The following is a 24223-nucleotide window of genomic DNA, read 5'->3' as shown; positions in this document are numbered from 1 at the left end:
TCCCTATCAGAACGCTGACTTTAGCTGGCGGCAGCCTGAAAACCCAGCCCACCGCAGACAGCGGTGGGCTGGGCGAGGCGAGTTTCAGCGCACGGTGCGGTTGTCGTCACCGCGCACGAACAGCTTCTTGATCGCGCCGCCGAGGAACAGTACGCCGATCAACAGCAGCTTCCAGAACTTGGCCAACAACAGCCCGAGCTTGGCAAAAAGGCCGGCTTTGGCCGCTAAACCACCGCCAATCAGGGTTGCCACGCCATAGGCAGCGACCTTGTCGGTGTTGGGGTTGTGGTCGGCGTAGCGTGCGCCTTGGTCGAATTCGGCCATAGGCAGCAGCTTGTCCATGCCCTCGCGTACCAGCGTCAATTCAGACATTCCTGAAACTGCATTCAAGCTCAGGTAGCCATGCCGTCCAAGCACGCGGATGTCGTAGTTGAGGGTGTGATCGGGCTGGTCGTTGAAGGCCAGCTCGCGTGCCCAATAGAGCTTCTTGCTGCCGGCCTCATAGCGTGGCGGCACCGCCCAGCCCACCAGATCCAGCGAGCCATAGCCGGCCTTTTCACGTTCCGGGTTGCTCTGGCGGGTATCGGCCTGCATGGTCTTGAGTAGATCGTCGTAGTCGATCTTGCTGGCATCTTCGTCGGACACGTAGCCATCGTCGGACCAGGTAACCACCACCGCCCAGCTACCCTGTTCGCTCAGGCCGGGGCTGCGCGGCACGATCATGCCCAGCACGCTGTCATCGGGTGGGTTGCCCCACATGTCTTCCAGCACCCGCCGCGCGTCGGCCTTGTCCAGATAGCGGAACTCGCCATCCAGATTGAAGTGGGCCTTGGCCTCGGGCACCTCGATCTGCCCTGTACGGAAATGCAGTGACTGCTCGAACTGCTCCGCGCTCATACCCTGTTCTTCCTGGGCAGCCTCCTGGGCGGAGGCGGTAAAGCAAACCACACACAGCAGTGCCACCGCCGCCAACAGGCGCTGCGCCACGATTCGCATCGACTTCATGTCAAACCCTCAAAGGCGTCCCCACGCCAGGGCCGGCAGTGTGCACCGGCAAGGCGGGTGCCGACAATGCCCGCAGCTCAGCCTTGCATGCCGCGGTACTGGTCCTTGACCTTGACGTAGTGGTCGGCCGAATAGCGCAGGCCTTCGATGTCCTTCTCGCTGAGCTGGCGCATCAATCGCGCCGGATTACCGGCCCACAACTCGCCGCTGCGCACCACCTTGCCCGGCCCAACCACGGCGCCGGCGGCGATGAAGGCATTGGCCTCGATCACCGCGCCATCGAGGATGCAGGCACCCATGCCGATCAGGCAGTAATCGCCGATGGTGCAGGCGTGGAGGATGCAGCCATGGCCGACGGTAACGCCTTCGCCGATCAGGGTCGGGTAGCCGCCCTTGTTGTAGGGGCTGTCGTGGCTGACATGGATGATGGTGCCATCCTGCACATTGGTACGTGCACCAATGCGTACGTAGTTCACATCACCACGAATCACCGTACCCGGCCACACCGACGCATCATCGCCAATCTGCACATCGCCAATGATGGTGCAGGCCTCGTCGATATAGACACGCTCGCCGATGGTGGGGGTTTTATCGAGGAAGGGGCGCAGTGCGGGCATGGTGGGGGCCTTGAGGGACGAATTTGGCGGGCAACATCATAGTCGCAGTTGTACTTCTGGCGATCTCAACGCGGTGCGTGCGCAGTGAGCATTTGTCTGAAAAGTTCGTCCAACGCGTTGGCATCGCCTACGCCTGCAGCGAGCAGAGGTGGGGCGCTGCTACGCCGCTCAAGTTCGACATCGATGTAGTCGCTGATGGTGGTGATGCGTGGGCCGTCATCGACCTCCGCGCTGCGCCGCTTTACTGCCAGCAATTGATCGATGGCAACGCGTACATCGCCTTCGGGAAGCAGGCGATCAAGCAGGTTTTCGAAGGCCATGGGCGGCGGCGTGGGCTCATTTTCGATCCACTGACAGGCTAGCAAGGGGCGTAGCACGTACAGGTACTTCTTGGTGCGGACGCGTTCGCTCTTTAGATAGCCACGGTGATTGGCGCTGGCCATGTTGTAGTAGTGCCACCAGCTGCCCAGCGGTGAGTGGAACTGCTGCACTGCTGTTTGAAGTCCGGAAATGGCCTGCGCATCGCCGCGATAGTGGATGGGCGAGCGCAGCCATTCGGACAAAGTGGGGTTGGACTTTGAGACCAGGCGTAGTGCCTTGCGCAGGTCCCAGCCGCTGATGTCCAACTCGTCGTCGATGGGGAGCTCGATCACATCGCGTTGCGCTTCACTGGGGCCGGTGCGTTCGTTGACGCTCAGGTACCACGGCTGGCGATGGACGTAGATGAAGCGGGCGTCGTAGTCGCTATCCGGTGAGGAAAAGCCCCAGCCGCGGCTGCCAGACTCGCAGGCCATCAGCACGCGGACATCGTGTTGGCGTTCGATCTGTTCCAGTGCGGCAAGTACGGCCTGGCGTTTTTCCGGTTCGATTGGATGGATGTCCATATCCTGCGCTCTTTTTAGTGGGAGACGCAGTCTAGTCAGGGTGCGCGCAAAAGGCACCCCTCCCCAACCCTCCCCTGCGCTATGCGCAAGGGAGGGGGTAGAAGCAGCGCTTCGCCATCTGAAAGAACATGCGAAACAGCTCCCTCCCTTGCGCGCAGCGCAGGGGAGGGTTGGGGAGGGGTAACGCTCTCAAGCTTCCGCCACCAACAACTGCAATCAGAACCTCAAGCCACCTTGCCGCGTCGCGCCCGCTCCAGATGCACCAGCAGCAGGGAAATCGCTGCCGGCGTCATGCCGGGAATGCGCTGTGCCTGACCGATGGTCTGCGGGCGTACGCGCTCCAGCTTCTGCAGTGCTTCGGCAGACAATCCACGCACCGAGCCGAAGTCGAAACCTTCGGCAATCGCGGTGTTCTCATGCCGCTGCTGGCGCTCGATCTCGTCGCGCTGGCGGTCCAGATAGCCGGCGTACTTGACGCTGATTTCCACCTGCTCGGCCACGCGAGCATCATCAACGCCCGGTCCGAGTGAGGGCACCTGCATCAACTTGGCGTAGTCCAGTTCCGGGCGCTTGATCAGGTCCAGCACATTGGTTTCGCGGCTGACTGCCACGCCGGTGGCTTCGGCGACTTCGCGGCCCAGTGCATTGCCTGGTGTTGCCCAGATGCCACGCAGGCGGGCGCTTTCGTTGGCGACGGCGGTCTGCTTGGTTTCAAACGCTGACCAACGGCGATCATCGACCAAGCCCAGCTTGCGACCGGTCGGGGTCAGACGGGTATCGGCATTGTCTTCGCGTAGCTGCAGCCGGTATTCGGCGCGGCTGGTGAACATGCGGTATGGCTCGGTGGTGCCATGAGTGATCAGGTCGTCGACCAGCACGCCGATGTAGGCTTCATCGCGACGCGGGCACCAACCGTCCTTGCCCTGCACGAACAGTGCGGCATTGATGCCAGCCAACAGGCCCTGCGCGCCAGCCTCTTCATAACCGGTGGTACCGTTGATCTGGCCGGCGAAGAACAGGCCGTTGACCTGGCGGGTTTCCAACGTGTTTTTCAAACCGCGCGGATCGAAGAAGTCGTATTCGATCGCGTAGCCGGGGCGGGTGATGTGCGCCTGCTCGAACCCACGGATGCTGCGCACCAGTTCCAGCTGCACGTCGAACGGCAGCGAGGTGGAAATACCGTTGGGGTAGATCTCAACCACGTCCAGGCCTTCCGGCTCGACGAAGATCTGGTGGCTGTTCTTCTCGGCGAAGCGCACCACCTTGTCTTCGATTGACGGGCAGTAACGCGGGCCGATGCCTTCGATCTGCCCGCTGTACAGCGGCGAGCGGTGCAGGGCGCCACGGATGATGTCGTGGGTGCGCTCGCTGGTATGGGTGATCCAGCAACTTACCTGTTGCGGATGCTCGTTGACGTCGCCCAGGTAGGACATCACCGGCAGCGGATCGTCGCCGGGCTGTTCGTCCATCACGCTGTAGTCCAACGAGCGGCCATCGATGCGCGGTGGCGTGCCGGTCTTCAAACGGTCGATGACGAACGGGCGCTCGCGCAGGCGTGCGGCCAGCGTGGTGGCCGGTGGGTCGCCCATGCGGCCAGCGGTGTATTGGGTTTCGCCGATGTGGATCTTGCCGGCCAGGAAAGTGCCTGCGGTCAACACCACGGCAGCGGCGTGGAAGGTCAGGCCGGTCTGGGTGATGGCGCCACGCACGGCGTCGCCTTCAATCACCAGGTCATCGACGGCTGCCTGGAACACGGTCAGGTTCGGCTGCGACTCGACAATGCCACGGATCGCCATGCGGTACAGGTTGCGGTCGGCCTGGCAGCGGGTGGCGCGAACGGCCGGGCCCTTGGAGGCATTGAGCGTGCGCCACTGGATGCCGGCGCGGTCGGCGGCATGCGCCATGGCGCCGCCGAGCGCATCGATCTCCTTGACCAGATGGCCCTTGCCGATGCCGCCGATGGCCGGGTTGCAGCTCATCGCGCCGACGGTTTCGACGTTGTGGGTCAGCAGCAGGGTGCGGGCACCGCCACGCGCTGCAGCCAGGGCAGCTTCGGTGCCAGCGTGGCCGCCGCCAATGACGATGACGTCGTAACGGTAGAAGGAGTCGCTCATGGGCGTGAGATCGGTAAGGAAGTGTGAAGTCCGTCGGAGGGGTATTCCCACGATGTGACGGCGTGTGTGGTCATTTTACTGCCAAGCGCAATCAGGTACGCATTAACCCTAAAGTTGGCACGCAACCTGCAGTTAATACATTGCACCCAACGTGGCATGCGACATAGGCGCAACAAGGTCGGAATTGGAACAGGGGCCGACCGAAGCGTACGTTGGGGAAGCCGGGGGCCGGTAGTCGGGGGACTACCGGCCTTGCTATGAAGCAGGGCCCGCCTTGGCGGGAAAGCGTTAAAAGACAAAGCCCCGGCCTAGGCCGGGGCTTTGTCTTTTTAGGCGCCGATGTCCGACAGGGCCGGAACAGGGGGGATCCAGATTTCCTGACGGACATCGACATTGAACTGTCTGGGCGAGACCGGTTTAGGTCACTATGCGACGTAAGCGGTCACCCTTGGGACCAAGAATGCCTGCATTTACGGCAAATGCAACCTTTTTATGGTTCCTGGGTCTGGACTCCACGCGGCTGCCGGGATTGTGACGCCTGTCGGGCCTGCATCGGCCTTGCCTGAATAGATGGCCGGTCTGCCGCCTGCGGCCGCTGCATCGCCTGCTGCATGGGCTGTGCGCGTTGCATCGGCTGGTTGCTGGCGCGCGGCTGTGGGCGGGTCAGATTGTCCAGGTTACGCCACGGCGATTTGTTGCCGCCACCATTCACCGGCGGTGGCGGCCGGGTCGGGCGACCGTCGTTGCCACCATTGCCGTTGCCCGGCGGACGCGGACGGTTGCCGCCGTGGTTGTGATCGCCGTCACCGCCCGGATGCGGCCGATTGCCATTGCCATGCCCAGGCGGACGCTGGCCGTTGCCGTAATAAGGCGGGCGCGGGCGGTTGTAGTTGGGTCGGTAGACCGGATAGCCATAGTTGCCGTAGCCGTAATAGCCGCTGCCATAGCCATAACCGCCGTAGCCGTAGCCACTGTTCGGGTAGCCATAGGGATAGCTGTACTGCACCGAGGGGGAGCCGTGGTAATAGCCGCCCGAGCCGCCGCCTACGTAGTCATACGTGGCACAGCCAGACAGGCCCAGCAGCAGGCCGGTGGAAATAAGCAGGCGCTTGATCATAAAAAATCCCCCCCTCGTGGGTATGGCATCCAGCTTCGGGCCACAGCGTTGAATCGGCCCTTAATTCGCGTCTACATGGCTGAACATACAACGTGTGCGCAGATGAGATGGTCGCAGGCCCGGGGCCTGGGCTAACCTTTCACCATGAATGAACTCCCTTTGCCCGGATTTGCCGAGGTTCTGGCAGCAGCGGCGCGGATTGCCGCCCATGCAACGGTCACCCCGGTGCTGCGCTCACGTGCGCTGGATGCGCTGGCCGGCGCCAGTCTGCATTTCAAGGCTGAACACCTGCAGCGCAGTGGTGCATTCAAGTTCCGCGGGGCCTGCAATGCGGTGTGGTCGCTGGATGTGGAGCACGCCAGCCACGGGGTGGTGACGCATTCTTCCGGCAACCATGGCGCCGCGCTGGCGTTGGCGGCGCGCTCGCGCGGCATTCCCTGTCACGTGGTGGTGCCCGAGGGCGCGGTGGCGGCCAAGCTGGCCAATATCGAGCGCAACCAGGCCACCCTCTGGCGCTGTGCGCCCACCCAGGCCGCGCGCGAAGCTGAATGCCTGCGTGTGCAGCGTGAAACCGGGGCAACGCTGGTTCATCCCTACACCGACCCGCGGGTAATCGCTGGGCAAGGCACCGCCGCGCTGGAACTGATCCGTCAGGCTGGGGCCCAGTTGGATGTGCTGGTAGTACCGGTTGGCGGCGGTGGCCTAGCGGCCGGCAGCCTGCTGGCGATGCAGCAGCTACTGCCGAACTGCGAGCTGGTGCTGGCCGAACCGGCTGGTGCTGCCGATACCGCGCGTTCGCTGGCTGCGGGTGAACGGCTGATCGATTTCGTGCCCGACACGCTGTGCGACGGCCTGCGTGGTGCGCTGGGTGCGCCCAACTTCGCGTTGCTGCACGGCGCGGCACAGGTAATCAGCGTGGACGATGCCGATAGCGTGGCCGCGATGCGACTGATCTGGCAGGTAATGAAGCAGACCGTCGAGCCGTCCTCGGCGATCACCTTGGCGGCGGTGCTGGCCCAGCCACAGCGCTTTGCCGGACGCACGGTGGGTCTGGTGTTGTCTGGTGGCAACGTGGATCTGGATGCCTTGCCCTGGGTGCAGGCATGAAGTCAGCTGTTCGGCGCACGGGGTTGATGGGCTGGGTGTGGCGCTTATGTGTGTTGCTGCTGTTGTGGCTGCTGGGCGTGGCGGCGTGGATCATCTGGGTCGGTGACCGCGACCAGGCTGCGCCTGCTGACGCCATCATCGTGCTAGGCGCTGCGGCCTATGACGCCAAGCCTTCGCCGGTATTTGAAGAGCGCATTCGCCATGGGCTGGATCTGTACCGGCAGGGCTATGCACCGAAATTGATTTTTACCGGTGGCTTTGGTGGCACCGGCGCGCGCTTTTCCGAATCGCAGGTGGCACGGCGTTATGCGCTGAAGCAGAAGATTCCGAGCAACGACATCCTGATCGAAACCCGCTCGCGCACCACCCGGCAGAATCTGGTTGAAGCCAAGCAGGTCATGGCCAAGCACGACATGCACAAGGTGATCGTGGTCAGTGATCCTTTGCACATGGCGCGCGCGCTGCGTTTATCCAATGAGTTGGGTATTGATGCGTTGGCATCGTCCACACCGAGCACGCGCTTCCGCAGTTTCCACACCAGCTGGCGTTTTCTGCTGCAGGAAGTGTATTTCTTCCACCGCGACCTGTTTGTAAAAGGGGCTTGAGCGGTTGGGCATCCGCTCCCCCGTTCTTGTGGGAGCGGCGTGAGCCGCGAAGCTGATGCACTGTCCGCTGGATCGTCTGCAAGGCCCCTGCCGAGCATGGCTCGGCACTACGGCTTTGCATTTGCCCTTGTAGGAGCGGCGTGAGCCGCGAAGCTGATGCGCTGTCCGCTGGATCGTCTGCAAGGCCCCTGCCGAGCATGGCTCGGCACTACGGATTTGCATTTGCCCTTGTGGGAGCGGCGTGAGCCGCGAAGCTGATGCGCTGTCCGCTGGATCGTCTGCAAGGCCCCTGCCGAGCATGGCTCGGCACTACGGATTTGCATTTGCCCTTGTAGGAGCGGCGTAAGCCGCGAAGCTGACGCGCTGTCCGCTGGATTGTCTGCAAGGCTCCTGCCGAGCATGGCTCGGCACTACGGCTTTGCATTTGCCCTTGTAGGAGCGGCGTAAGCCGCGAAGCTGATGCACTGTCCGCTGGATTGTCTGCAAGGCCCCTGCCGAGCATGGCTCGGCACTACGGATTTGCATTTGCCCTTGTGGGAGCGGCGTGAGCCGCGAAGCTGATGCACTGTCCGCTGGATCGTCTGCAAGGCCCCTGCCGAGCATGGCTCGGCACTACGGAGCAGCATCTGCCCCTGTCACTAATCCCTATTCCTGCGTCTTCCGTCGAATAGGAATCGCCGACAGCGGCACGCTCGCCACATCCTGGCCCTGCTCACGAATCGGTGCGCCCGGTGCTGGTGCCCAGGCATGCGCGTACACAACTTCCCAGCTGCTCGGCAGTTTGCCGTCAGCGCGTCGCATTGGCTCGTAGGCATCGCGTGCTGCCGCAAAACGGCTGCGGCCCGTCAGCGTATGACGGCGGTTGTGCATGGCGTTGGTAGCGCCAATCGCCTTGAGCTCGCGCATCAGCGTCGGCAGGTCGTCATAGGTCAGGGTGAACATGTCGCGGTCCAGTACCGGATCGCGGAAGCCGGCCATCATCAAGGCATCGCCGAACTGGGCGATCTGTACGAAGTGGCTCACATGCGAGGTGTCATCGGCCTGCGCAAAGGCCTGGCGCAGTTCCACCAGCGTGTCGTGGGCAAAGGTCGAACAGACCAGCAGGCCGTTGGGCTTGAGCACGCGGCGGAAGCCGGCAAATACTGCTGGCAGGTCTTCCAGCCACTGCAGGCACAGGTTGCTGTAGATCACGTCCACGCTGTTGTCGGCCAGCGGCAGTGCGCGGGCGTCGGCGCAGACGCGCGAGAACGGGCGCCACCAGCCGGCTTGCTTCTTGGCTTCGGCCAGCATCGGCAGGGCCAGGTCCAGCGCGATCACCTGCGCCTTGGGCCAGCGCTTCTTCATCGCCGCGGTGGCATGGGCCGGGCCGCTGCCTACGTCCAACACCACCTGTGGTTGCCGGTCTTCCAGATAGTCCAGTGACTCCAGCAGGCGCTTGGCGACTTCCTGCTGCAGCACGGCGGCGGCGCGGTAGCTGCTGGCGGCGCGCGAGAAGGCGCGGCGGACGTGTTTGGGATCGAACAGAGAAGACATGGCGGTGATTCGGTTTCGTAATTCAGGATGGGGAGCGTGCGGTGCTCAGGCGGCCAGCGACATCATCGGCCAGCCAGCGCGAATGGCCGCGTAACCGCTCACGCGCAGCCAGCAACAAACTGTTGCAGCAGCCCGGCAACGTGATCGGCATGGCCAAGGAACGGCGCGTGGCCGCCGCCTTCAATCGTGTGGGCGCTGTGCAGGCCTGCGGGCGCCAGTGCTGCGGCCTGATGCAGGGCCTTGGACGGCACCAGCCGGTCGCGCTGCCCGCCTATCCACAGGCCGGGCTTGTGCAGGCTGGGCAGGCTGCCGCGCAGGTCGCTGCGCTCCAGCAGGGCCAGACCTTCGTGCAGGGCGCGTGGGGCCGGTTCGCCGCGCTCCACCAGCGCATCGCGCAGGGTGCGCAGTTCGCTGCGGGCGTGCTGCGAGCCCATCACGTCCAGGGCCAGGAAACGCTCCAGGGTGCCGCGGTAATCCTGTTCCAGATCGCGGCCGAACTGCTCGAACACCGCCGGCTCCACCGCATCGGGCCAATCCGCATCGCGGACGAAGCGCGGGGTGGCCGCCAGCATTGCCAGCCCGCGTACCTGCGGCAGCGTGGCCGCGCCGTGCAAGGCAACCAGCCCGCCCAGCGACCAGCCGCACCACACCGCCGCCGGGGTGGCATTGGCGATGGCGTTGACCAGATACGGCAGGCGCAAGGGCGTGGCGTCATCGCGGCTGTGGCCATGCCCGGGCAGGTCGACCACATGCAGTTCGAAGTGCGGCGCCAGCCGTTCCACCAGTGGCGCGAAGATGCCGCCATGCAGTGCCCAGCCGTGGATCAGGACCAATGCCGGTCCGCTGCCGGTGACGTGGATATGCATGGCGTTACAACCGGTTCTCAGGCAACAGTGTTCAGGGACTTCTGGTATAGCACCACATCGCGGGCCTTGGCGATGGCGTCGACCAATGCTTTGACCTGCTCCACCGTATGCAGCGCCGACATGGTCACGCGCAGGCGCGCCTTGCCCTCGGGCACGGTCGGCGGACGGATCGCGCTGACCAGGAAGCCGGATTGCTCCAGCGTCGCCGACAAGGCCATCACCGTGGCTTCGTCGCCGCACAGCAGCGGCTGGATCGGGGTTTCCGAGGCCATCAGTTCCAGCCCATTGCGGCGTGCGCCCTCACGGAAGCTGGCGATCAGTTCGGTGAGCTTGTCGCGGCGCCAATGGTCCCGGCGCGCCAGCTTCACCGCGGCCAGCGAGGCGGCAGCTTGCGCCGGCGGCAGGGCGGTGGTGTAGATGTAAGGACGTGCGGTTTCGGCCAGATGCTGGATCAGCGCATCCTCGCCAACCACCACCGCGCCGTGGCCGCCGAGTGCCTTGCTCAGTGTCAGCAGCTGCAGCGGAACTTCATTCACGCCCAGCCCGGCATCGGCCACGCAGCCACGGCCGTGTTCGCCGATCACGCCGATGCCGTGGGCGTCGTCCACATAGAAAAGCGCCTCCTGCATGCGTGCCACCAGTGCCAGCGAGCGCAGCGGGGCGATATCGCCATCCATGCTGAAGATACCGTCGGTGACCAGCATGGCGGCGCCGTCGCCGGCGTTTTTGAGCTGGCGCATGGCGCCTTCGCTGTCCAGATGCGGATAGCGGCGCAGGCGGCAGCCGGCCAGGCGGCTGGCATCGAGCAGGCTGGCGTGGTTGAGCCGGTCCTGCACGCAGATATCGGTTTCTTCGCTTAGCAAGGCCTGCTGCACGGCCAGGTTGGCCATGAAGCCGCTGTCGAACAGCAGGGCGCGTGGATAGCCGAGCCAGTCGGCCATTTCGCGTTCCAGCTGCTCGTGCAGGCTGTGGTGGCCACAGACCAGGTGCGAGGCGGTGCTGCCGGCGCCTTCGCGGCCAGCGGCGTCCTGCAGTGCGGCGATCACCTCGAACTGTTGCGACAGGCCGAGGTAGTCGTTGCTGCAGAAGCCGGTCAACCAGCGGCCGTCCAGCTCCAGTCGCACGCCATCGCGACGGCTGATGCTGCGTCGGGTGCGGATGCGGCCTTGGGCAAGCCGCAGCTTGCGCTGGGCGTTGATGCGGTCGTGGATATCAGGACGTGCCATGGCAAGGTTCATGGTCAAGCGGGCGGCTAGCGTACCCGGTTGCCTGTAAGAATGCCCAAGCGGCGCCCCGGGGGCGGGGCGCCACCCGGATCAGGCGCTGCGGGCGCAGACCGGGGCGATATCCAGGTGCACCGTGCCGGGGTGGTCGTGGTCGTCGGCGTCCACATTCACCTGCATCGGGCTGATGCCGAGGCGGGCGAACAGGGCCTGGTCGCGCTCGGTGTCCGGGTTGCCGGTGGTCAGCAGCTTTTCGCCGTAGAAGATGGAGTTGGCGCCGGCCAGGAAGCACAGTGCCTGCAGCTCGTCGCTCATGCTCTCGCGGCCAGCCGACAGCCGCACCATCGAACGCGGCATCACGATGCGGGCCACCGCGATCATGCGTACGAACTCGAACGGGTCCAGCTCGGCGCTGCCATGCAGGGGAGTACCGGCGACCTGCACCAGGCGGTTGATCGGCACCGAGTCCGGGTGCGCCGGCAGGTTGGCCAGCGCCTGCAGCAGGCCGGCGCGGTGTTCGCGGGTCTCGCCCATGCCGACGATGCCGCCGCAGCAGGTCTTCATGCCGGCGTTGCGCACGTGTTCCAACGTATCCAGACGGTCCTGGTACTGGCGGGTGTGGATGATGGAGTCGTAATAATCCGGCGCGGTGTCCAGATTGTGGTTGTAGTAGTCCAGCCCGGCGTCCTTCAGCGCCTGCGCCTGGTGGCCTTCGAGCATGCCCAGGGTGGCGCAGGTCTCCAGACCCAGCGACTTCACCTCGCGGATCATCGCCGCGACCTTGGGGATGTCACGGTCCTTGGGCGAGCGCCAGGCCGCACCCATGCAGAAGCGCGAGGCGCCGGCCTGCTTGGCGGCGCGGGCACGGGCCACCACGCTGTCGGTGTCCATCAGCTTCTGCGCGTCCACGCCGGTGTCGTAGCGCTGTGCCTGCGGGCAGTAGGCGCAGTCTTCCGGGCAACCGCCGGTCTTGACCGAGAGCAGGGTGGAAACCTGTACCTGCGCCGGGTCGAAGTGCTGGCGATGCACGCTGGCTGCGCGATGCAGCAGCTCGGGGAAGGGCAGTTCGAGCAGGGACAGCAGCTCTTCGCGCTTCCAGTCGTGGCGGATGACGGTGGACATCGGTGTTACCTGACAGATGGGGCGATGGAAGCGGCGCAGTCTGGTCAGCATACACATTGCTGTCAACTATCTAATGAAAGGTCTGGTTTACAGGATAGGGGGCCAGCTGTCGGCGCTGCTGTTCCCGCCGCGCTGCCTGGTATGCGGCGAGGATGGCTTGCCGGGGCGGGATCTGTGCCTGGCCTGCAGTGCTGGATTGCCGTGGCAGCAGGCCGCTTGTTGGCGCTGCGCCTTGCCCTTGCCGGGTGCTGATGCGAATGGGTTGTGCGGTGCCTGCCAGCGCTCGAGCTCGCCCCTGCAGTCGACGCTGGCGGCCTTTACGTATAGCGCGCCGGTTGACGGCTTGCTACTGCGGTTCAAATTTCACCATGACCTCAGCGCCGGGCGGCTGTTGTCGGCCCTGTTGCTGGATGCGGTGCGCGACGCCGAGCGCCCGCAGGCGATCGTGCCGGTGCCGCTGCATCTGTCGCGGCTGCGTCAGCGCGGCTATGACCAGGCCTGGGAGCTGGCCAAGCCGGTGGCGCGCGCGCTGCAGCTGCCACTGTGCCGGGGCTTGCACCGGCGGCGTTCAACCCAGCCGCAATCGGAGCTGGATGCGGTAGAACGCAAACGCAATCTGCGAGGGGCTTTCATCGCAGTGGGGCAGTTGCCGGCGCATGTGGTGCTGCTCGATGACGTGATGACCACCGGCGCCACCTTGCATGCGGCGGCGCTCACCCTGCACCGCGCCGGTGTGCAACGGGTGGATGCCTGGGTATGCGCGCGGGTGCCGTGATTGCCGCCTGTGTGATTGCAAGCTTGGGCTTGCGCCGCAGCTGGCTTGAAATCTCGGGTGTCATCTCTACATGTCATTACTACAGCTATGGGCCTAGACTGGCTTGGAGAGGCCTTTACACCTGTTCAACATGAGGAGACAGACATGGGTGCTTCCCCGGGATTTCCTGCTGGATCGCTGTTTGGCACATTGACGCGCAACTGGTGGGTGCTGCTGCTGTTCGGCCTGTTTGCAGTGATATTCGGCGTGCTGGCGGTGATGGCACCGGTGCGTACCGCCGCCGTTCTGGCGTGGTGGCTGGGCATCATGGCCATTGTTGAAGGCGTGGTGGTGCTGATTTCGGCCTTCAATGGCTCGGCACCGGTATCGCGTGGCTGGGCGCTGTTCTATGCGCTGGCATCGATTGCCTTTGGCGTGTTGGCGGTGATCAATCCGCTGGCAACGGCGAGCGTGCTGCTGCTGTTCCTGGCTGCATGGCTGGTGGTTGGCGGCATCTACCGCATCGTGTTCGCCATCCGCGTGCGCAAGCAGATCAGCGGCGAGTGGATGCTGATTGTCAGCGGCCTGTTGGCAGTGGCATTGGGCGTGATGTTCGCACTCAACCCGATTGCCGGCCTGGCGGTGACTTCGCTGTGGATCGGCGTGCTGGCCTTGATCTACGGCGTGCTGCAGATAGTTGCAGCGTTCCGCCTGCGTTCGCTGGGCAAGTCCATCGGCGCGATGTGACGTCGCATTTTGTAGGAGCGGCGTAAGCCGCGAAGCAGATAGCCCATCAGATCTAGAGAGGGCTGTGCCATCCGACATTGTGGGCTTCGCGGCTTACGCCGCTCCTACAAAGGGATAACGGCACGGCAACAACGAAACGGCCCGCATTGCGGGCCGTTTCGTTTCAATCCAGATACTGGCTGGCGACAATGCCGGCAAACAACACCGCACCAACCCAATTGTTGTGCAGAAAGGCCTTGAAGCAAGGCTCTCGCTCGCGATCACGGCACAGCCAGAACTCATACACCACCAAAGCCATCGCCACGCCGATGCCGGCCCAATATGCCCAGCCCAACCCCGCGCGCTGCCCGACCAGCGCCATCGCGGCGAAGAACAGCGCATACAGGATGCCCTGGATGACCAGGTCCAGATCGCCGAACAGGATGGCGGTGGAATGCGAGCCGACCTTCAGGTCATCGTCGCGGTCGACCATGGCGTACCAGGTGTCATAGGCGGTGGACCAGAGAATGTTGGCGGCGTACAGCACCCAGCCCAGCGGCGGGACCTCGCCCTGGATGGCGGCGAAGGCCATCGGGATGCCCCAGCCAAAGGCCATGCCCAGATACACCTGCGGCAGATGTGTGTAGCGCTTCAGGTAGGGATAGCTGGCGGCCAGGAACACGCCGATGAAGCTCAGCCCGATGGTCAAAGCGTTCAGGGTCAACACCAGCGCGAACGCGACCAGCATCAAGCCGGCGAACAGCATCAGCGCCGCGCGGCCGGAGATTGCGCCGGTGGCCAGCGGACGGTCCTTGGTGCGCTTGACGTGCGGGTCCAGCCAGCGGTCGGCGTAGTCATTGATGACGCAGCCGGCCGAGCGGGTCAGCCAGACGCCGGCGCTGAACACGAACAGTATCCACAGCGGCGGCAGGCCATCGGCAGCCAGCCACAGTGCCCACCAGGTGGGCCACAGCAGCAGCAAGGTACCGATCGGGCGGTCGGCGCGCATCAATTTCCAGTAGTGCCCGAACCGCGAAGTGCCAGCTGCGGTGGACGGTGTAGTTGGGAGACGGCTCATGCGTAAAGGTTACCAGCTGGGCCGGTTTTTCCAGCCCAACTGCAGCGATCCATGGGTGGGGGCAGACCTGCGGCCACTTTTGCCGTTAGAATGCGCGTCCGCCCGGCTCAGCCGGTCGGAGCACAATGCGCCCGTAGCTCAGCCGGATAGAGTAGTGGCTTCCGAAGCCATTGGTCGGGGGTTCGAATCCCTCCGGGCGCGCCAGATTGAAGTCCGAGCATGTTTCAGGATGTCCAAAACCCCGGAGAAATCTGGGGTTTTTCTTTGTCCGTGGTCCAGTCAGGTCCGGGGGCATCTATTGCAATCCGGGGCATCCGGGGGCAAGTTCGGGGGCATCCAGACCCCCGAAATGCGGACATGCCCCCAATGGCCCTGACTGACATCCAAGTACGTAAAGCCAAGCCTGTTGAGAAACCCCAGCGACTCTTCGATGGGGGAGGGCTCTACCTTGAGGTCACCCCAGCGGGTGGCAAGCTTTGGCGGTGGAAGTATCGCGTTGCTGGAAAGGAAAAGCGGCTGGCCTTAGGTTCATACCCGGAGGTGAGCTTGGCTGAAGCCCGTGAGAAGCACATGGCGGCGCGAAAGACTTTGGCTAACGGCATTGACCCTGGTGAGCAGCGGAAGCTCGAAAAGCTGGTTCGCAGCGGAGGCTCTGAGAACAGCTTTGGGGCGATCGCGTTGGAGCTTCTTGCTATGCGAGCCAAGAAGAACGCTAAATCCACGGCTGTAAGGAACGGAAGGATCATTGAGAAGGATCTCAATCCTTACATTGGTGATAGGCCGATCAATGAGATTTCCGCTGTCGAACTGCTTGCAGTGCTGCGAAAGATGGAGAAGAGGGGGGCGGTGGAGACGGCGCATCGAGCGCGTGGTATTGCAGGAATGGTTTTCCGGTACGCCATCGCTACAGGCAGGGCAGAGCGAAATCCTGCTGTTGACCTGATCGGCGCGTTGGAAGCGCCTCAAACGAAGCACTTCGCCAGCTTGACGGAGCCATCCGCGGTTGCGCCGCTTCTACGTGCCATTTGGGGTTACGAAGGTAGTGCCATAGTAACCGCCGCGTTGAAGCTCTCGCCGTTGCTATTTCCCCGCCCAGGCGAGCTGCGTAGCGCACGCTGGGCTGATATTGACCTTGATGCGGCGGAGTGGCGCTATGTCGCTACCAAGACCGACACACCGCACATTGTTCCGTTGTCCAAGCAAGCAATTGAAGTTCTCACTGAGCTGCGCCCTCTCTCCGGCCGGGGCCAGTACGTTTTCCCGAGCCTTCATGGGAAAGGACGTCCGATGAGCGAGAACACGATAAATGCGGCCATACGCCGGATGGGGTTTGACTCAAAAACCATGACGGGGCATGGGTTCCGTGCAATGGCGCGGACTATTCTTGATGAGGTATTAGGGTTCCGTCCCGACTACATCGAGCATCAGCTTGCTCATGCGGTTCGTGACCCCAATGGACGCGCCTACAACCGCACTGCTCACTTGGGTGAGCGTCGCAAGATGATGCAGGAATGGGCAGACTATTTGGACAAGCTGCGAGCTTAAAAGATTGCCTTGTGCCCAATGTCGCGTTGCCGCGTGGCGCAATTCGAACAGCGGTCTGCCGGAGTTTTTAGATGATTGTTTTTGTTCGGTTAGTCAATGAAGGCGTCGAAGTGTTCCGCCCGGTGGATGCTAAGCGAGTTTCCGATCACGTGTTTGAAATCATTGATGAGTGGCAGGGTCTGGACGAGGTTTGGGAATTCAATCATGGTGATAGTGTGCTCTGTGTTGAACATACCTTCCAGGATGGCTCGCAAGGTCTCCTTGCGGTTTCAGCTGTTCCATCTGGCATCACCAATTGATGTGTCTGTTTCTCGATACGCCCTGTTGAAGCGCTGTGAGCATCTTCTCCTGCTCCTACGACTTCATGCGACCCGTTGCGGCCATTCGTGGCTCGGTGGCCAATGTCTGCTGCGCAGAGATTGCAGTCAGCCTGTAGTCTTGCGTCAGCGCCCGCTATCGGTCGCACTTCGGTCATTCCGCTAGCACCAAAGATTTTGCCGCTCGCTCTTCAAAAATCAGTAGAATTCGCTTGCATTCCCCCTGCGGATACTCGGCGTGACGAGATGTATCTATGATGGGGCATAGGGCGAAGAGACGTTCCGTGCTGTGCTTGGGGAAGCATTGATCGGGAGTAGCCCAGTTCATAGGTGATGTTCTGGAGGACCTTGCTCGGTGAAGATCAGAAAAGTAAAAATCCAGAACTTTCGAGGAGTGAAAGAACTTGACTGGAGCCTCCCCAATGCCGACATCTTCTGCCTGATTGGTAAAGGTGATTCTTCCAAGTCCACGATCTTGGAGGCCATCAGATATGCCTTCCATCCCCAGTGGAACCTGACCCTCAGCGACTCTGATTTTCACCAGTGCAAGGTCGCCGACTCAATCGTCATTGAAGTCACCATCGGGGCCTTAACCGAAGCGTTCTGCTCGTTGGACAAGTACGGTCTGTACCTCCGTGGCTGGGATTCAGCGACGCTCAAACTCACTGACGAGCCTGAAGATCACTTGGAGGGTGTCTTGACCGTGCGGCTGACGGTCGACAAGGATCTTGAGCCCAAGTGGGTGGTTGTCTGTGATCGACACCCTGACGGTGTTCCGTTCAAGCAGGGCGACAGGAACAAGGTTAGCGTTGGTCTCATCGGTGCCTACAGCGAGAAGCAGCTTTCGTGGGCTACAGGCACGGCGTTGGCAAAGCTCACTGAGGCACAGAGTCTGAACGAGCTGCTGGCAACTGCCTCTCGCACGGCCAGAGCCTCCTTGGATGCCAATCGGCCTGTCACCCTCAAGAACTTCGATACTGCGGCTGAGAAATCGCAGGAGATTGCGAAGCTGTTGGGGGTGCCGGTGTCAGACGCCTACAAGGCTCACCTCGATCTGGCTTCTATCAACCTGAAAGTTGGTGGGTTAGCGCTCCATGACGGTGACATCCCTCTTCGTCAACTAGGTCTGGGGTCTCGGCGAATGCTGCTGTGCGGTATTCAAAAGATGGGTTTGGAAGAGGGCCACATCACGTTGTTTGACGAGGTGGAGTTTGGCTTGGAGCCGCACAGAATCACCCGTCTTATCAAGCACGTCCGAGAGGACAAGCGAGGTCAATACTTCCTCACCACGCACTCGCCCACGGTCCTGCGAGAACTGACTGTCAAAGAGCTATACGTAGTGCATAGCAAGGGTGGGGTAGTGCAGATCACTTCCGCAGCGAAGGACGGTCTGGAACAGCTTGAAGTGCAAGGAAAGATTCGGTCCAGCACTGAAGCGTTCTTGGCGAAAAAGGTGGTGGTCTGTGAGGGCGCTACCGAAGTTGGATTCGTGCGAGGATTTGACGATCACCAAGTCGGCAAGGGCAAGGACCCTCTGTCCTATCACGGCGTTGCCCTTCTGGACGCGAAGGGTGCCAGCAAGATCAAGGGCTTAGCAAAGGCGTTCAAGTCGCTCGGCTATGATGTTTCAGTGCTTGCAGATGCAGACGCTGAAGATCAGTTCTCTATGGCGGACGCTGCCGCGCTTGTGAAATTGGGTGTCTCGGTCCACATGTGGAGCGACAAGCTCTCCTTGGAAGAACGAGCACTCCAAGATTTGCCTTGGGACAGCGTACTGTTCAGCTTGAGGCTTGCTCAAGATGAGTTGGGCTTTGCTGTCTATGATCAGGTGCGCTCCAAGTTTCAAGAGGCGCTTGACCAGGACATCGCTAAGTGGGCTGATGGTGCGAAGCTGCGGACCGTGATTGGGGTTGCAGCTAAGAAGGGCGGCTGGTTCAAAGACACCACGCGGGGCGATCAGTGGTTCAAAGTCGTGAGCCCTGCGTTCAACGACGCCGCATTCTCAAGGAGGGACTTGGCAGTCAAACTGGGGGCGCTTTGGACTTGGGCAGAGCATGTCTGAGGAATTGGCCCTCAAGCTCAACGACTTCACTACCAAGGGGTATGTGATCGCGCCGGCCGGCTACGGCAAGACGCACCTCATTGCCATGGCAGTGAAAGCTGCCAGCAAGAAGCAACTGATCTTGACCCACACCTTCGCGGGTGTGAACTCCATCAAGGCCAAGATGACGGCTCTTGGCGTGCCGTCTTCCAAGTACCAGATTGACACGATTGCGAGCTGGTCGCTGCGGCTCTGTTTGGCCTATCCGAAGAATTCCGGTTGGAAGGTAGAGCACCCCACAAGCAAGCAGTGGAAGAAGCTCTACGAGTGCTGTTCTGGGCTACTGGGGAAGCAGTTCCTTCGCCGCGTCGTCGCTGCCACCTACGCCGGCGTCTACGTGGATGAGTACCAGGACTGCTCGGATATGCAGCATGGCCTTGTCTGTGTCTTTGCTGAGTTCATGCCCTGCCGAATCTTGGGCGATCCGATGCAGGCCATCTTCGACTTTGGTGGTGACGAAGGCAAACCCGTTGATTGGACGGTAAGTGTCTATCCGACGTTTACCTGCCTCGGTCAGCTAGATACTCCGTGGCGCTGGAAGACAACAGGTGACCCGAAGCTTGGGGATTGGCTCAAGAAGGCGAGAGAGGCCCTGGAAAAGGGTCAAAAGATCGATCTTTCAAATGGCCTGCCTGCATGTGTGAAACGTGCCCATACGCCCCCAGAATTCCTGGCGTCAAAGCAGTACTCCTCTCTCATGGACTTACTTGGGAATCACGATAGTGTGATTGCTCTGCATGGTGGCGATCAGCAGTCCAAGAACAAGACCCATCTGTTAGCAAGAACCATGGGTGGAAAGTTTTCTTCCATTGAAGAGGTTGAGGGCAAGGATCTTCACTCGTTCATCAAGAAGCTTGTTGCAGCCCAAACAACCCAGCAGGGCTTCCTCCTAGCTTTGGCTTTTTCCAAGAAGTGCTTCACTGGTATAGGGGACATTTTGACGGCCGGGACGAAGAAAGGTGAGGTCGCAAAGCAGAGCAAAGTCACCAAGTACCCGTTGGTCCTTCATGCTGCCAATGCCTATCTGAACAGCCCAACAAGTGCTCACCTTAGAGCATTCTTCTTGGCGTTAAAGGACAACCCTAAAACGTCAGCCTACCGTCGTGACCTGCTGTATCGCTTTCTCAACGTTCTGAAGATTCACATTGACGGTGGCGGTGCGACACTGGTTGACGCGGCAAACCTGTACCAACGTGAAATGAGGCGCACGGGAAGGCCCATCAGCCACCGTAAGCTCATCGGTACAACGTTACTGGTGAAAGGGCTTGAGTATGACCATGCAGTCATTCTCGATGCAGACACTCTGGACGCGAAGGATCTGTATGTTGCAATAACCCGTGGCGCCAAGACCCTGACGATAATTGGCGAGAAGCGGTACCTGCCGGTATGGTGAATCGGCTAAGTTTTCCTAGATAACCCAAGGTAGCGTTAGGTCATGCTCAGAATTCTGCAGAAGCCTCAGCGCAATGACTGCTCTGGGTATATCTCAGCAGTCATTGGTTTTTGCTGATTTGAACGACAGCATCCGGCCAAAAGCGGTCTTTCAACAACTTGGTGGCAGGTATAGAGGCAGGGGCACGGCGGCTAGCTCTTGCCGATTTACTGTGTCCTTGGTGGTAAGCCCGAGCCACTGTGCCGGAAGAGCGCTACGATCCGGCCCGAATCGCACGATCACGATCTCGGCATGCAATGTCATGCCATTCGAAAAAGTCAGCGTCTGCATGGCACTGTTATTCTGCGCGGAAGTGAGCGTCACGTTCCGGGTTACCTCCAGAAAAGGGGATACGCCCGCACCGACTGCCTTCTTCGTGCATTGCTCTAGCAGGTGCACCAGGAAGCGGTTGAGCGCATAAGCCTTGGAAAAGCACGCATCCTTGATGCACAGGTGCACGCTGCTCACGTCCTTGCGCAAGCTGGAAAGCACAGCCAGCTTGACGTACTGATCTCCCGCGAGCGATGTGGCCAGTTTTTGATAGGCGGCGTCGAGGATGGGTAGCTCCTGGTTACGGAAAGGATCCGTCGCCGTCCAGATAGCGTTGAGCCCATGCTGTGCCTCCATGGCTTGGATATCAGCCAGCGCCTCGGGCAATACCTTGTTCGTGTCCTTGGCCAAGAGCCGATCCCAAGTGGCGAGAGGATGGTCGTCAATCGTCGCCGCTCGAAGCGCATCTTGCAGGCCACCATCGCCACCGCCGATCACTACCACTCGCGGCGGTGAGGACAGGCCACAATAAGGTTTTCGAATGTCGTCATTCGCCCAGAAGGCGTTTCCCTGCAGCAAGACGTTACCGCTGCTGTCAGTGACGATGTTGTTCTCCGCTCCCATGCCCGCAGCCAGTAGCACGAAACGTGGTATCAGCGGGGTGTATGGCTTATGGCTTCCACCCCAAGGAGTGCCGCCATAAATGGTGACCGCACGCGTGTGCTTGCGTGGATGTCGCTTTTCCGCGATACACCGTTCGGTTTCGAGCCAATGCTTGACGTCTCGATTGGTTGCGAGGCTGTTGATCCCTACCTGTAGCCTAAGTCGGCCGCCCGAATTGGCGATGGCCTGCTTGAGGATCGGCTCCCAATCCTTGACAAGATCATCTGGATTGGCCGGGAAGCTGGTGCTGAATGGCAACGCCGTCGGTTTGCCAGCAGCCCAAGGAAACAGCGCCTCATTCACTGGCGGAGGCATTTCTTGGCAGCCATGTACTGCCAGTGGCCATTCGTACATGTACGGACCCACGTATCGCGTGGCAACACCGCGCTGCAACCGGAAAGGCGCATCTACCGAAGCATCGACGATTTGGACCTCCACACGGTGGCGCGCAAGCACCATGCCCGCCACGACGCCAGCAACCCCGGCACCGACGATCAGCGCCTGTTGGCCGGGCTGGAATTGGTTGCCCGCCACAAGTGCTTCCGCAAGCGCCACGGCGCGATGGATCTGATCGCGCATGCTGACGTGATGCAAATTGCTCGACAGGTCAAAGAGGTTCGGTCCGACCTTGTAGGCCAACAGCGGTAGCGCTGAGACACTGATCATCCGTGAGCTCCTTCTTCCGGAAGTCCGGCGCTGAATGCAGCGTCAAGTAAGGCATCCTGCGCGTCATCGGATAGGCAGAACAGTACGCTGTGCCCAAGGATCTCGGACAATCCCGCCCCGCCGCCGTCACCGGACTGCGGTCCGGTGGGTCCTCCAGGTGTACCACCTTCATCGCCACCACCGTCAAAGCTTGGCGAGGGCAAATCGTTGTCAGGCAAGATGCGACCGTCGCTCCCAATTGACAGCACGCCGATTTCCGCGAGGCCGGCGAGCACTTCTTCCATTTGCTCAAGTCTCTCTGGGCCTACTAAGTTCTTCCCTTCCTTCGACCGCATGTTCTCGCGCTCCACCTCAAGCAGTCGGAGCAGGTCGCGAGCCGTTCGGGCCTGTCCGTTCCTGACGAATTTCAGGACGTGGTAGACGTAGCTGTGTCGAAGAGCCAATGCGTTCCCCTGGGTCGTAGGTTGCCCCCTGACGGGGGCCGTAAATCAAATACTAGTCGGAAAGACGCCATAGCGCTTTCAATGGCCGATGCATGCTTCGTCCCGCCCAGTACTAATTTGGCGCCTATGAGCTAACCATGATCCGTGGGGGTGCATCGCAAATATGCAAGCGGGGCAACATAAGCGAAGCCCTTCGAGCATGTCTCATCTCGAATGGCTGTTACGGGTCGCATGACGCCCTGCGGCCAGGATGAGTCGCTCGTGATCGACGTGCTGGACCTCCGCTTCGGGTCGGCAGCTGCCGTCAGCACCTATCAATGCCAAATGACTTCACGTGCTGGAGCGGGTTCAAGGTCATGGCACCGAAGGTTCCGGTCCCGATAGCCTTGTCCCGCTGCGGCTGGGGCTTCTCCTTGTATAGGGGGTTTCAGCCACCATCTCGCTGGGCGGCTTACAGGCATGAAGCCCACTGCGCGCAACTAGGCAAATCGCGCACCGAACTCATTGATCTCGCGATATGCCATGACGCGAGGGTTCTTGGTTGCCAAGGGGAACTTGCTGACCACGACGTGCTTCACGGAGCTTAGGCCAAACTTGTCCAAGAGGAGATGTTGACGGGCCTCATCCTTCTCTAGGGCTTTGGCGTAGGATCTATCCAAGCTCCTGTTGTAGCGTAGGAACAGCTTCTGATTCTGCTCCATGCGAGCCAGATCTAGAAGATTGTTCTTGCATTGTACGTTGTAGATGATGCCATCCTTGAGTGCGATCACATCGAACTCCTGGCACTGAATCCGCTTGACCTGCTGAATATTGAAGTCCTGATCGGCCAATGCATTCCTCACCAGCGTCTCGAAGTTGAAGCCAGCGCGTATCTGAAAGCGCTTGACTCGGTTGAGGCAGACGGTCGCCCACTTCAACGCAAACCTCGAAAGCAAGGTCACCGTGGTTACTGCATTTCCGCCCACGATAATGAAGGGAGCGAACGAGTTTACGGCCTCTTCGAAGCTGTCACCTGCGTACACGAGCTCTCGCCGCGCGGTTGTCGAAAGCGCACAAAGACTCATGAGGGAGTTGAGCTCAGACTGGCTGATCCGGATGTGATAGTTGTCCTGAGCACGCTCGCTGCACGCGACGATGAACCTGGCCATTGGGCTGAACTCCGTCGTTCCTAACGCAAACTCGGCGTACATGGCCTCCATTGTCATGAGGTCATTACATAACTCCGCTGCGGAGAAGATCTGACCCTTGGGAACGGAAAGGCGACCCTGAAGTTTGCCAGAGTCGATCTTGTCGCGTTGCACCTCGGTCATGGACAGCCTGTCGGGCTCCAGGTAAATCTCATCGAGCGTGTCGAAGGAGTAGTTTCCATGACACATGGTGGGTCCTGCCGTCAGCACAAAGTCATCGTGCATCTTCGCGAGAAGTAGTTTGCGATACAGAGTGGTCAGCCCGACACAACTCATCTCGACGATGGGGAGAAACTGATTCAACGCATCTAACGGCTGCACCCTCTGCGCACCCTTGCAGTAGCTGGGCATGCAATACAGGAACGCTAACATCTGACGGCGACGGGATTGAAGATAATCAAGCGCCCCATCGACACTGCGGAGTTTCTCTCCGCACGGAAATCCCCGCTTGCGAATGCCATCGCCAACGACGGCAATCATGGTCAACGTACGGAGGTATCGATCAACAACAGGCGGAGCAAGTTCCGTTAGCAGCATTGTCCTAATCTGGAGGCGATGCGCCAAAAGCCAGTTGGGGTCATCGAGCCTAATCGCTCCCAGCTGGTAGACGAGGTTTTCAACTTCGAGCCCGAACATCGGGATGTTGATGAACTCCTCAATGCCACGCCAAGTCTCTATCCACGCAGATGTTGCGCTGCCGACCTCAAAAGAAGCCAAGACGCGTCGGATTCCACCCGCATGCTGGTCGATCTGACTTACAAGGAGTTCCTCGGCGTCAGCGCCGGACAGTTCCTGAAATGTAGTATCCATACCTTCCTCAATCCCCAGCTCAACTTCCTTCATCGTCC

The 24223-nt window shown here is 61.1% G+C and carries 21 protein-coding genes and 1 tRNA gene; 9 read left to right on the top strand and 13 right to left on the bottom strand.

The window, feature by feature from the left end; translation table 11 throughout:
- Nucleotides 1-84 precede the first annotated feature (84 nt).
- The 5 genes from ACVOMB_RS01660 to ACVOMB_RS01640 form a co-directional block, all read right to left on the bottom strand.
- A complete protein-coding gene (locus ACVOMB_RS01660; protein ID WP_481529652.1) occupies nucleotides 85-1005 on the bottom strand; it encodes a DUF2167 domain-containing protein in 921 nt (306 codons plus the stop codon).
- Nucleotides 1006-1082: 77 nt separating this feature from the next.
- Nucleotides 1083-1622 carry a gamma carbonic anhydrase family protein gene (locus ACVOMB_RS01655; RefSeq protein WP_481529651.1) on the bottom strand — a complete coding sequence of 180 codons (540 nt, stop codon included), beginning with the start codon at nucleotides 1620-1622 and terminating at the stop codon, nucleotides 1083-1085.
- A 65-nt stretch (nucleotides 1623-1687) separates the two neighbouring features.
- A complete protein-coding gene (locus ACVOMB_RS01650; protein ID WP_481529650.1) occupies nucleotides 1688-2506 on the bottom strand; it encodes a nucleotidyltransferase domain-containing protein in 819 nt (272 codons plus the stop codon).
- A 224-nt stretch (nucleotides 2507-2730) separates the two neighbouring features.
- Nucleotides 2731-4620, bottom strand: coding sequence for a tRNA uridine-5-carboxymethylaminomethyl(34) synthesis enzyme MnmG (gene mnmG, locus ACVOMB_RS01645; RefSeq protein ID WP_481529649.1), 1890 nt, complete (start codon nucleotides 4618-4620; stop codon nucleotides 2731-2733).
- A gap of 490 nt (nucleotides 4621-5110) precedes the next feature.
- Nucleotides 5111-5737: a hypothetical protein gene (locus ACVOMB_RS01640; RefSeq protein WP_481529648.1), complete on the bottom strand. Its 627-nt coding sequence runs from the start codon at nucleotides 5735-5737 to the stop codon at nucleotides 5111-5113.
- A gap of 144 nt (nucleotides 5738-5881) precedes the next feature.
- Here ACVOMB_RS01640 and ACVOMB_RS01635 point away from each other — a divergent pair, with 144 nt between their 5' ends.
- Entirely contained in the window at nucleotides 5882-6844 is a 963-nt protein-coding gene (locus tag ACVOMB_RS01635) for a pyridoxal-phosphate dependent enzyme (protein ID WP_481529647.1), read from the top strand.
- Nucleotides 6841-7449, top strand: a complete 609-nt coding sequence (locus ACVOMB_RS01630; protein WP_481529646.1) for a YdcF family protein — start codon at nucleotides 6841-6843, stop codon at nucleotides 7447-7449. The genes ACVOMB_RS01635 and ACVOMB_RS01630 overlap by 4 nt, the downstream gene beginning before the upstream one ends.
- Nucleotides 7450-8094: 645 nt before the next feature.
- Here ACVOMB_RS01630 and bioC read toward each other — a convergent pair.
- The 4 genes from bioC to bioB form a co-directional block, all read right to left on the bottom strand.
- Nucleotides 8095-8982: a malonyl-ACP O-methyltransferase BioC gene (bioC, locus tag ACVOMB_RS01625; protein WP_481529645.1), complete on the bottom strand. Its 888-nt coding sequence runs from the start codon at nucleotides 8980-8982 to the stop codon at nucleotides 8095-8097.
- Between the two features lie 98 nt (nucleotides 8983-9080).
- Nucleotides 9081-9848: a pimeloyl-ACP methyl ester esterase BioH gene (bioH, locus tag ACVOMB_RS01620; RefSeq protein ID WP_481529644.1), complete on the bottom strand. Its 768-nt coding sequence runs from the start codon at nucleotides 9846-9848 to the stop codon at nucleotides 9081-9083.
- 17 nt (nucleotides 9849-9865) lie between these two features.
- Complete coding sequence (bioF, locus tag ACVOMB_RS01615) at nucleotides 9866-11074, bottom strand: 8-amino-7-oxononanoate synthase (protein WP_481529643.1); 1209 nt, start codon at nucleotides 11072-11074, stop codon at nucleotides 9866-9868.
- A gap of 90 nt (nucleotides 11075-11164) precedes the next feature.
- A complete protein-coding gene (gene bioB / locus ACVOMB_RS01610; RefSeq protein ID WP_481529642.1) occupies nucleotides 11165-12193 on the bottom strand; it encodes a biotin synthase BioB in 1029 nt (342 codons plus the stop codon).
- Nucleotides 12194-12266: 73 nt separating this feature from the next.
- On the opposite strand from bioB, the gene ACVOMB_RS01605 reads away from it, so the two are divergent.
- Together ACVOMB_RS01605 and ACVOMB_RS01600 are read left to right on the top strand one after the other, a co-directional pair.
- Nucleotides 12267-12968: a ComF family protein gene (locus tag ACVOMB_RS01605; protein WP_481529641.1), complete on the top strand. Its 702-nt coding sequence runs from the start codon at nucleotides 12267-12269 to the stop codon at nucleotides 12966-12968.
- A gap of 144 nt (nucleotides 12969-13112) precedes the next feature.
- A complete protein-coding gene (locus ACVOMB_RS01600; protein ID WP_481529640.1) occupies nucleotides 13113-13694 on the top strand; it encodes an HdeD family acid-resistance protein in 582 nt (193 codons plus the stop codon).
- 163 nt (nucleotides 13695-13857) lie between these two features.
- Here the strand turns inward: ACVOMB_RS01600 and ubiA are convergent, their stop codons facing one another.
- Nucleotides 13858-14751: a 4-hydroxybenzoate octaprenyltransferase gene (ubiA, locus tag ACVOMB_RS01595; RefSeq protein WP_481529639.1), complete on the bottom strand. Its 894-nt coding sequence runs from the start codon at nucleotides 14749-14751 to the stop codon at nucleotides 13858-13860.
- Nucleotides 14752-14878: 127 nt separating this feature from the next.
- On the opposite strand from ubiA, the gene ACVOMB_RS01590 reads away from it, so the two are divergent.
- The 5 genes from ACVOMB_RS01590 to ACVOMB_RS01570 all read left to right on the top strand — a co-directional run bounded on the left by ACVOMB_RS01590 (nucleotide 14879) and on the right by ACVOMB_RS01570 (nucleotide 20107).
- A tRNA-Arg gene (locus ACVOMB_RS01590) sits at nucleotides 14879-14955 on the top strand.
- Between the two features lie 162 nt (nucleotides 14956-15117).
- Nucleotides 15118-16296 carry a tyrosine-type recombinase/integrase gene (locus ACVOMB_RS01585; RefSeq protein ID WP_481529638.1) on the top strand — a complete coding sequence of 393 codons (1179 nt, stop codon included), beginning with the start codon at nucleotides 15118-15120 and terminating at the stop codon, nucleotides 16294-16296.
- 71 nt (nucleotides 16297-16367) lie between these two features.
- Nucleotides 16368-16595: a hypothetical protein gene (locus tag ACVOMB_RS01580; protein WP_481529637.1), complete on the top strand. Its 228-nt coding sequence runs from the start codon at nucleotides 16368-16370 to the stop codon at nucleotides 16593-16595.
- A gap of 373 nt (nucleotides 16596-16968) precedes the next feature.
- Nucleotides 16969-18675, top strand: a complete 1707-nt coding sequence (locus tag ACVOMB_RS01575; RefSeq protein WP_449368399.1) for an ATP-dependent nuclease — start codon at nucleotides 16969-16971, stop codon at nucleotides 18673-18675.
- Entirely contained in the window at nucleotides 18668-20107 is a 1440-nt protein-coding gene (locus tag ACVOMB_RS01570) for a UvrD-helicase domain-containing protein (protein WP_481529636.1), read from the top strand. The genes ACVOMB_RS01575 and ACVOMB_RS01570 overlap by 8 nt, the downstream gene beginning before the upstream one ends.
- 150 nt (nucleotides 20108-20257) lie before the next feature.
- Here the strand turns inward: ACVOMB_RS01570 and ACVOMB_RS01565 are convergent, their stop codons facing one another.
- The 3 genes from ACVOMB_RS01565 to ACVOMB_RS01555 all read right to left on the bottom strand — a co-directional run bounded on the left by ACVOMB_RS01565 (nucleotide 20258) and on the right by ACVOMB_RS01555 (nucleotide 24218).
- Entirely contained in the window at nucleotides 20258-21745 is a 1488-nt protein-coding gene (locus tag ACVOMB_RS01565; RefSeq protein WP_481529635.1) for a hypothetical protein, read from the bottom strand.
- Nucleotides 21742-22080: a hypothetical protein gene (locus tag ACVOMB_RS01560; protein WP_481529634.1), complete on the bottom strand. Its 339-nt coding sequence runs from the start codon at nucleotides 22078-22080 to the stop codon at nucleotides 21742-21744. Before ACVOMB_RS01560 ends, ACVOMB_RS01565 begins: the two co-directional genes overlap by 4 nt.
- 587 nt (nucleotides 22081-22667) lie before the next feature.
- The gene (locus ACVOMB_RS01555; RefSeq protein ID WP_481529633.1) at nucleotides 22668-24218 is read right to left on the bottom strand and encodes a hypothetical protein; all 1551 of its coding nucleotides are present in this window, start codon (nucleotides 24216-24218) and stop codon (nucleotides 22668-22670) included.
- Nucleotides 24219-24223 lie beyond the last annotated feature (5 nt).

It is taken from the genome of Stenotrophomonas sp. STEN018 (assembly GCF_056760235.1).
This window is presented reverse-complemented; position numbering and strand designations above follow the sequence as displayed.

Coding starts and splice junctions, on each gene's coding strand:
- ACVOMB_RS01660 (WP_481529652.1), bottom strand. CDS start 1,005: ATGAAGTCGATGCGAATCGTGGCGCAGCGCCTGTTGGCGGCGGTGGCA.
- ACVOMB_RS01630 (WP_481529646.1), top strand. CDS start 6,841: ATGAAGTCAGCTGTTCGGCGCACGGGGTTGATGGGCTGGGTGTGGCGC.
- bioF (WP_481529643.1), bottom strand. CDS start 11,074: ATGGCACGTCCTGATATCCACGACCGCATCAACGCCCAGCGCAAGCTG.
- ACVOMB_RS01600 (WP_481529640.1), top strand. CDS start 13,113: ATGGGTGCTTCCCCGGGATTTCCTGCTGGATCGCTGTTTGGCACATTG.
- bioC (WP_481529645.1), bottom strand. CDS start 8,982: ATGTCTTCTCTGTTCGATCCCAAACACGTCCGCCGCGCCTTCTCGCGC.
- ACVOMB_RS01655 (WP_481529651.1), bottom strand. CDS start 1,622: ATGCCCGCACTGCGCCCCTTCCTCGATAAAACCCCCACCATCGGCGAG.
- mnmG (WP_481529649.1), bottom strand. CDS start 4,620: ATGAGCGACTCCTTCTACCGTTACGACGTCATCGTCATTGGCGGCGGC.
- ACVOMB_RS01560 (WP_481529634.1), bottom strand. CDS start 22,080: ATGCGGTCGAAGGAAGGGAAGAACTTAGTAGGCCCAGAGAGACTTGAG.
- ACVOMB_RS01650 (WP_481529650.1), bottom strand. CDS start 2,506: ATGGACATCCATCCAATCGAACCGGAAAAACGCCAGGCCGTACTTGCC.
- ACVOMB_RS01555 (WP_481529633.1), bottom strand. CDS start 24,218: ATGAAGGAAGTTGAGCTGGGGATTGAGGAAGGTATGGATACTACATTT.
- ACVOMB_RS01570 (WP_481529636.1), top strand. CDS start 18,668: ATGTCTGAGGAATTGGCCCTCAAGCTCAACGACTTCACTACCAAGGGG.
- ubiA (WP_481529639.1), bottom strand. CDS start 14,751: ATGAGCCGTCTCCCAACTACACCGTCCACCGCAGCTGGCACTTCGCGG.
- bioB (WP_481529642.1), bottom strand. CDS start 12,193: ATGTCCACCGTCATCCGCCACGACTGGAAGCGCGAAGAGCTGCTGTCC.
- ACVOMB_RS01640 (WP_481529648.1), bottom strand. CDS start 5,737: ATGATCAAGCGCCTGCTTATTTCCACCGGCCTGCTGCTGGGCCTGTCT.
- ACVOMB_RS01580 (WP_481529637.1), top strand. CDS start 16,368: ATGATTGTTTTTGTTCGGTTAGTCAATGAAGGCGTCGAAGTGTTCCGC.
- bioH (WP_481529644.1), bottom strand. CDS start 9,848: ATGCATATCCACGTCACCGGCAGCGGACCGGCATTGGTCCTGATCCAC.
- ACVOMB_RS01635 (WP_481529647.1), top strand. CDS start 5,882: ATGAATGAACTCCCTTTGCCCGGATTTGCCGAGGTTCTGGCAGCAGCG.
- ACVOMB_RS01565 (WP_481529635.1), bottom strand. CDS start 21,745: ATGATCAGTGTCTCAGCGCTACCGCTGTTGGCCTACAAGGTCGGACCG.
- ACVOMB_RS01585 (WP_481529638.1), top strand. CDS start 15,118: ATGGCCCTGACTGACATCCAAGTACGTAAAGCCAAGCCTGTTGAGAAA.
- ACVOMB_RS01605 (WP_481529641.1), top strand. CDS start 12,267: ATGAAAGGTCTGGTTTACAGGATAGGGGGCCAGCTGTCGGCGCTGCTG.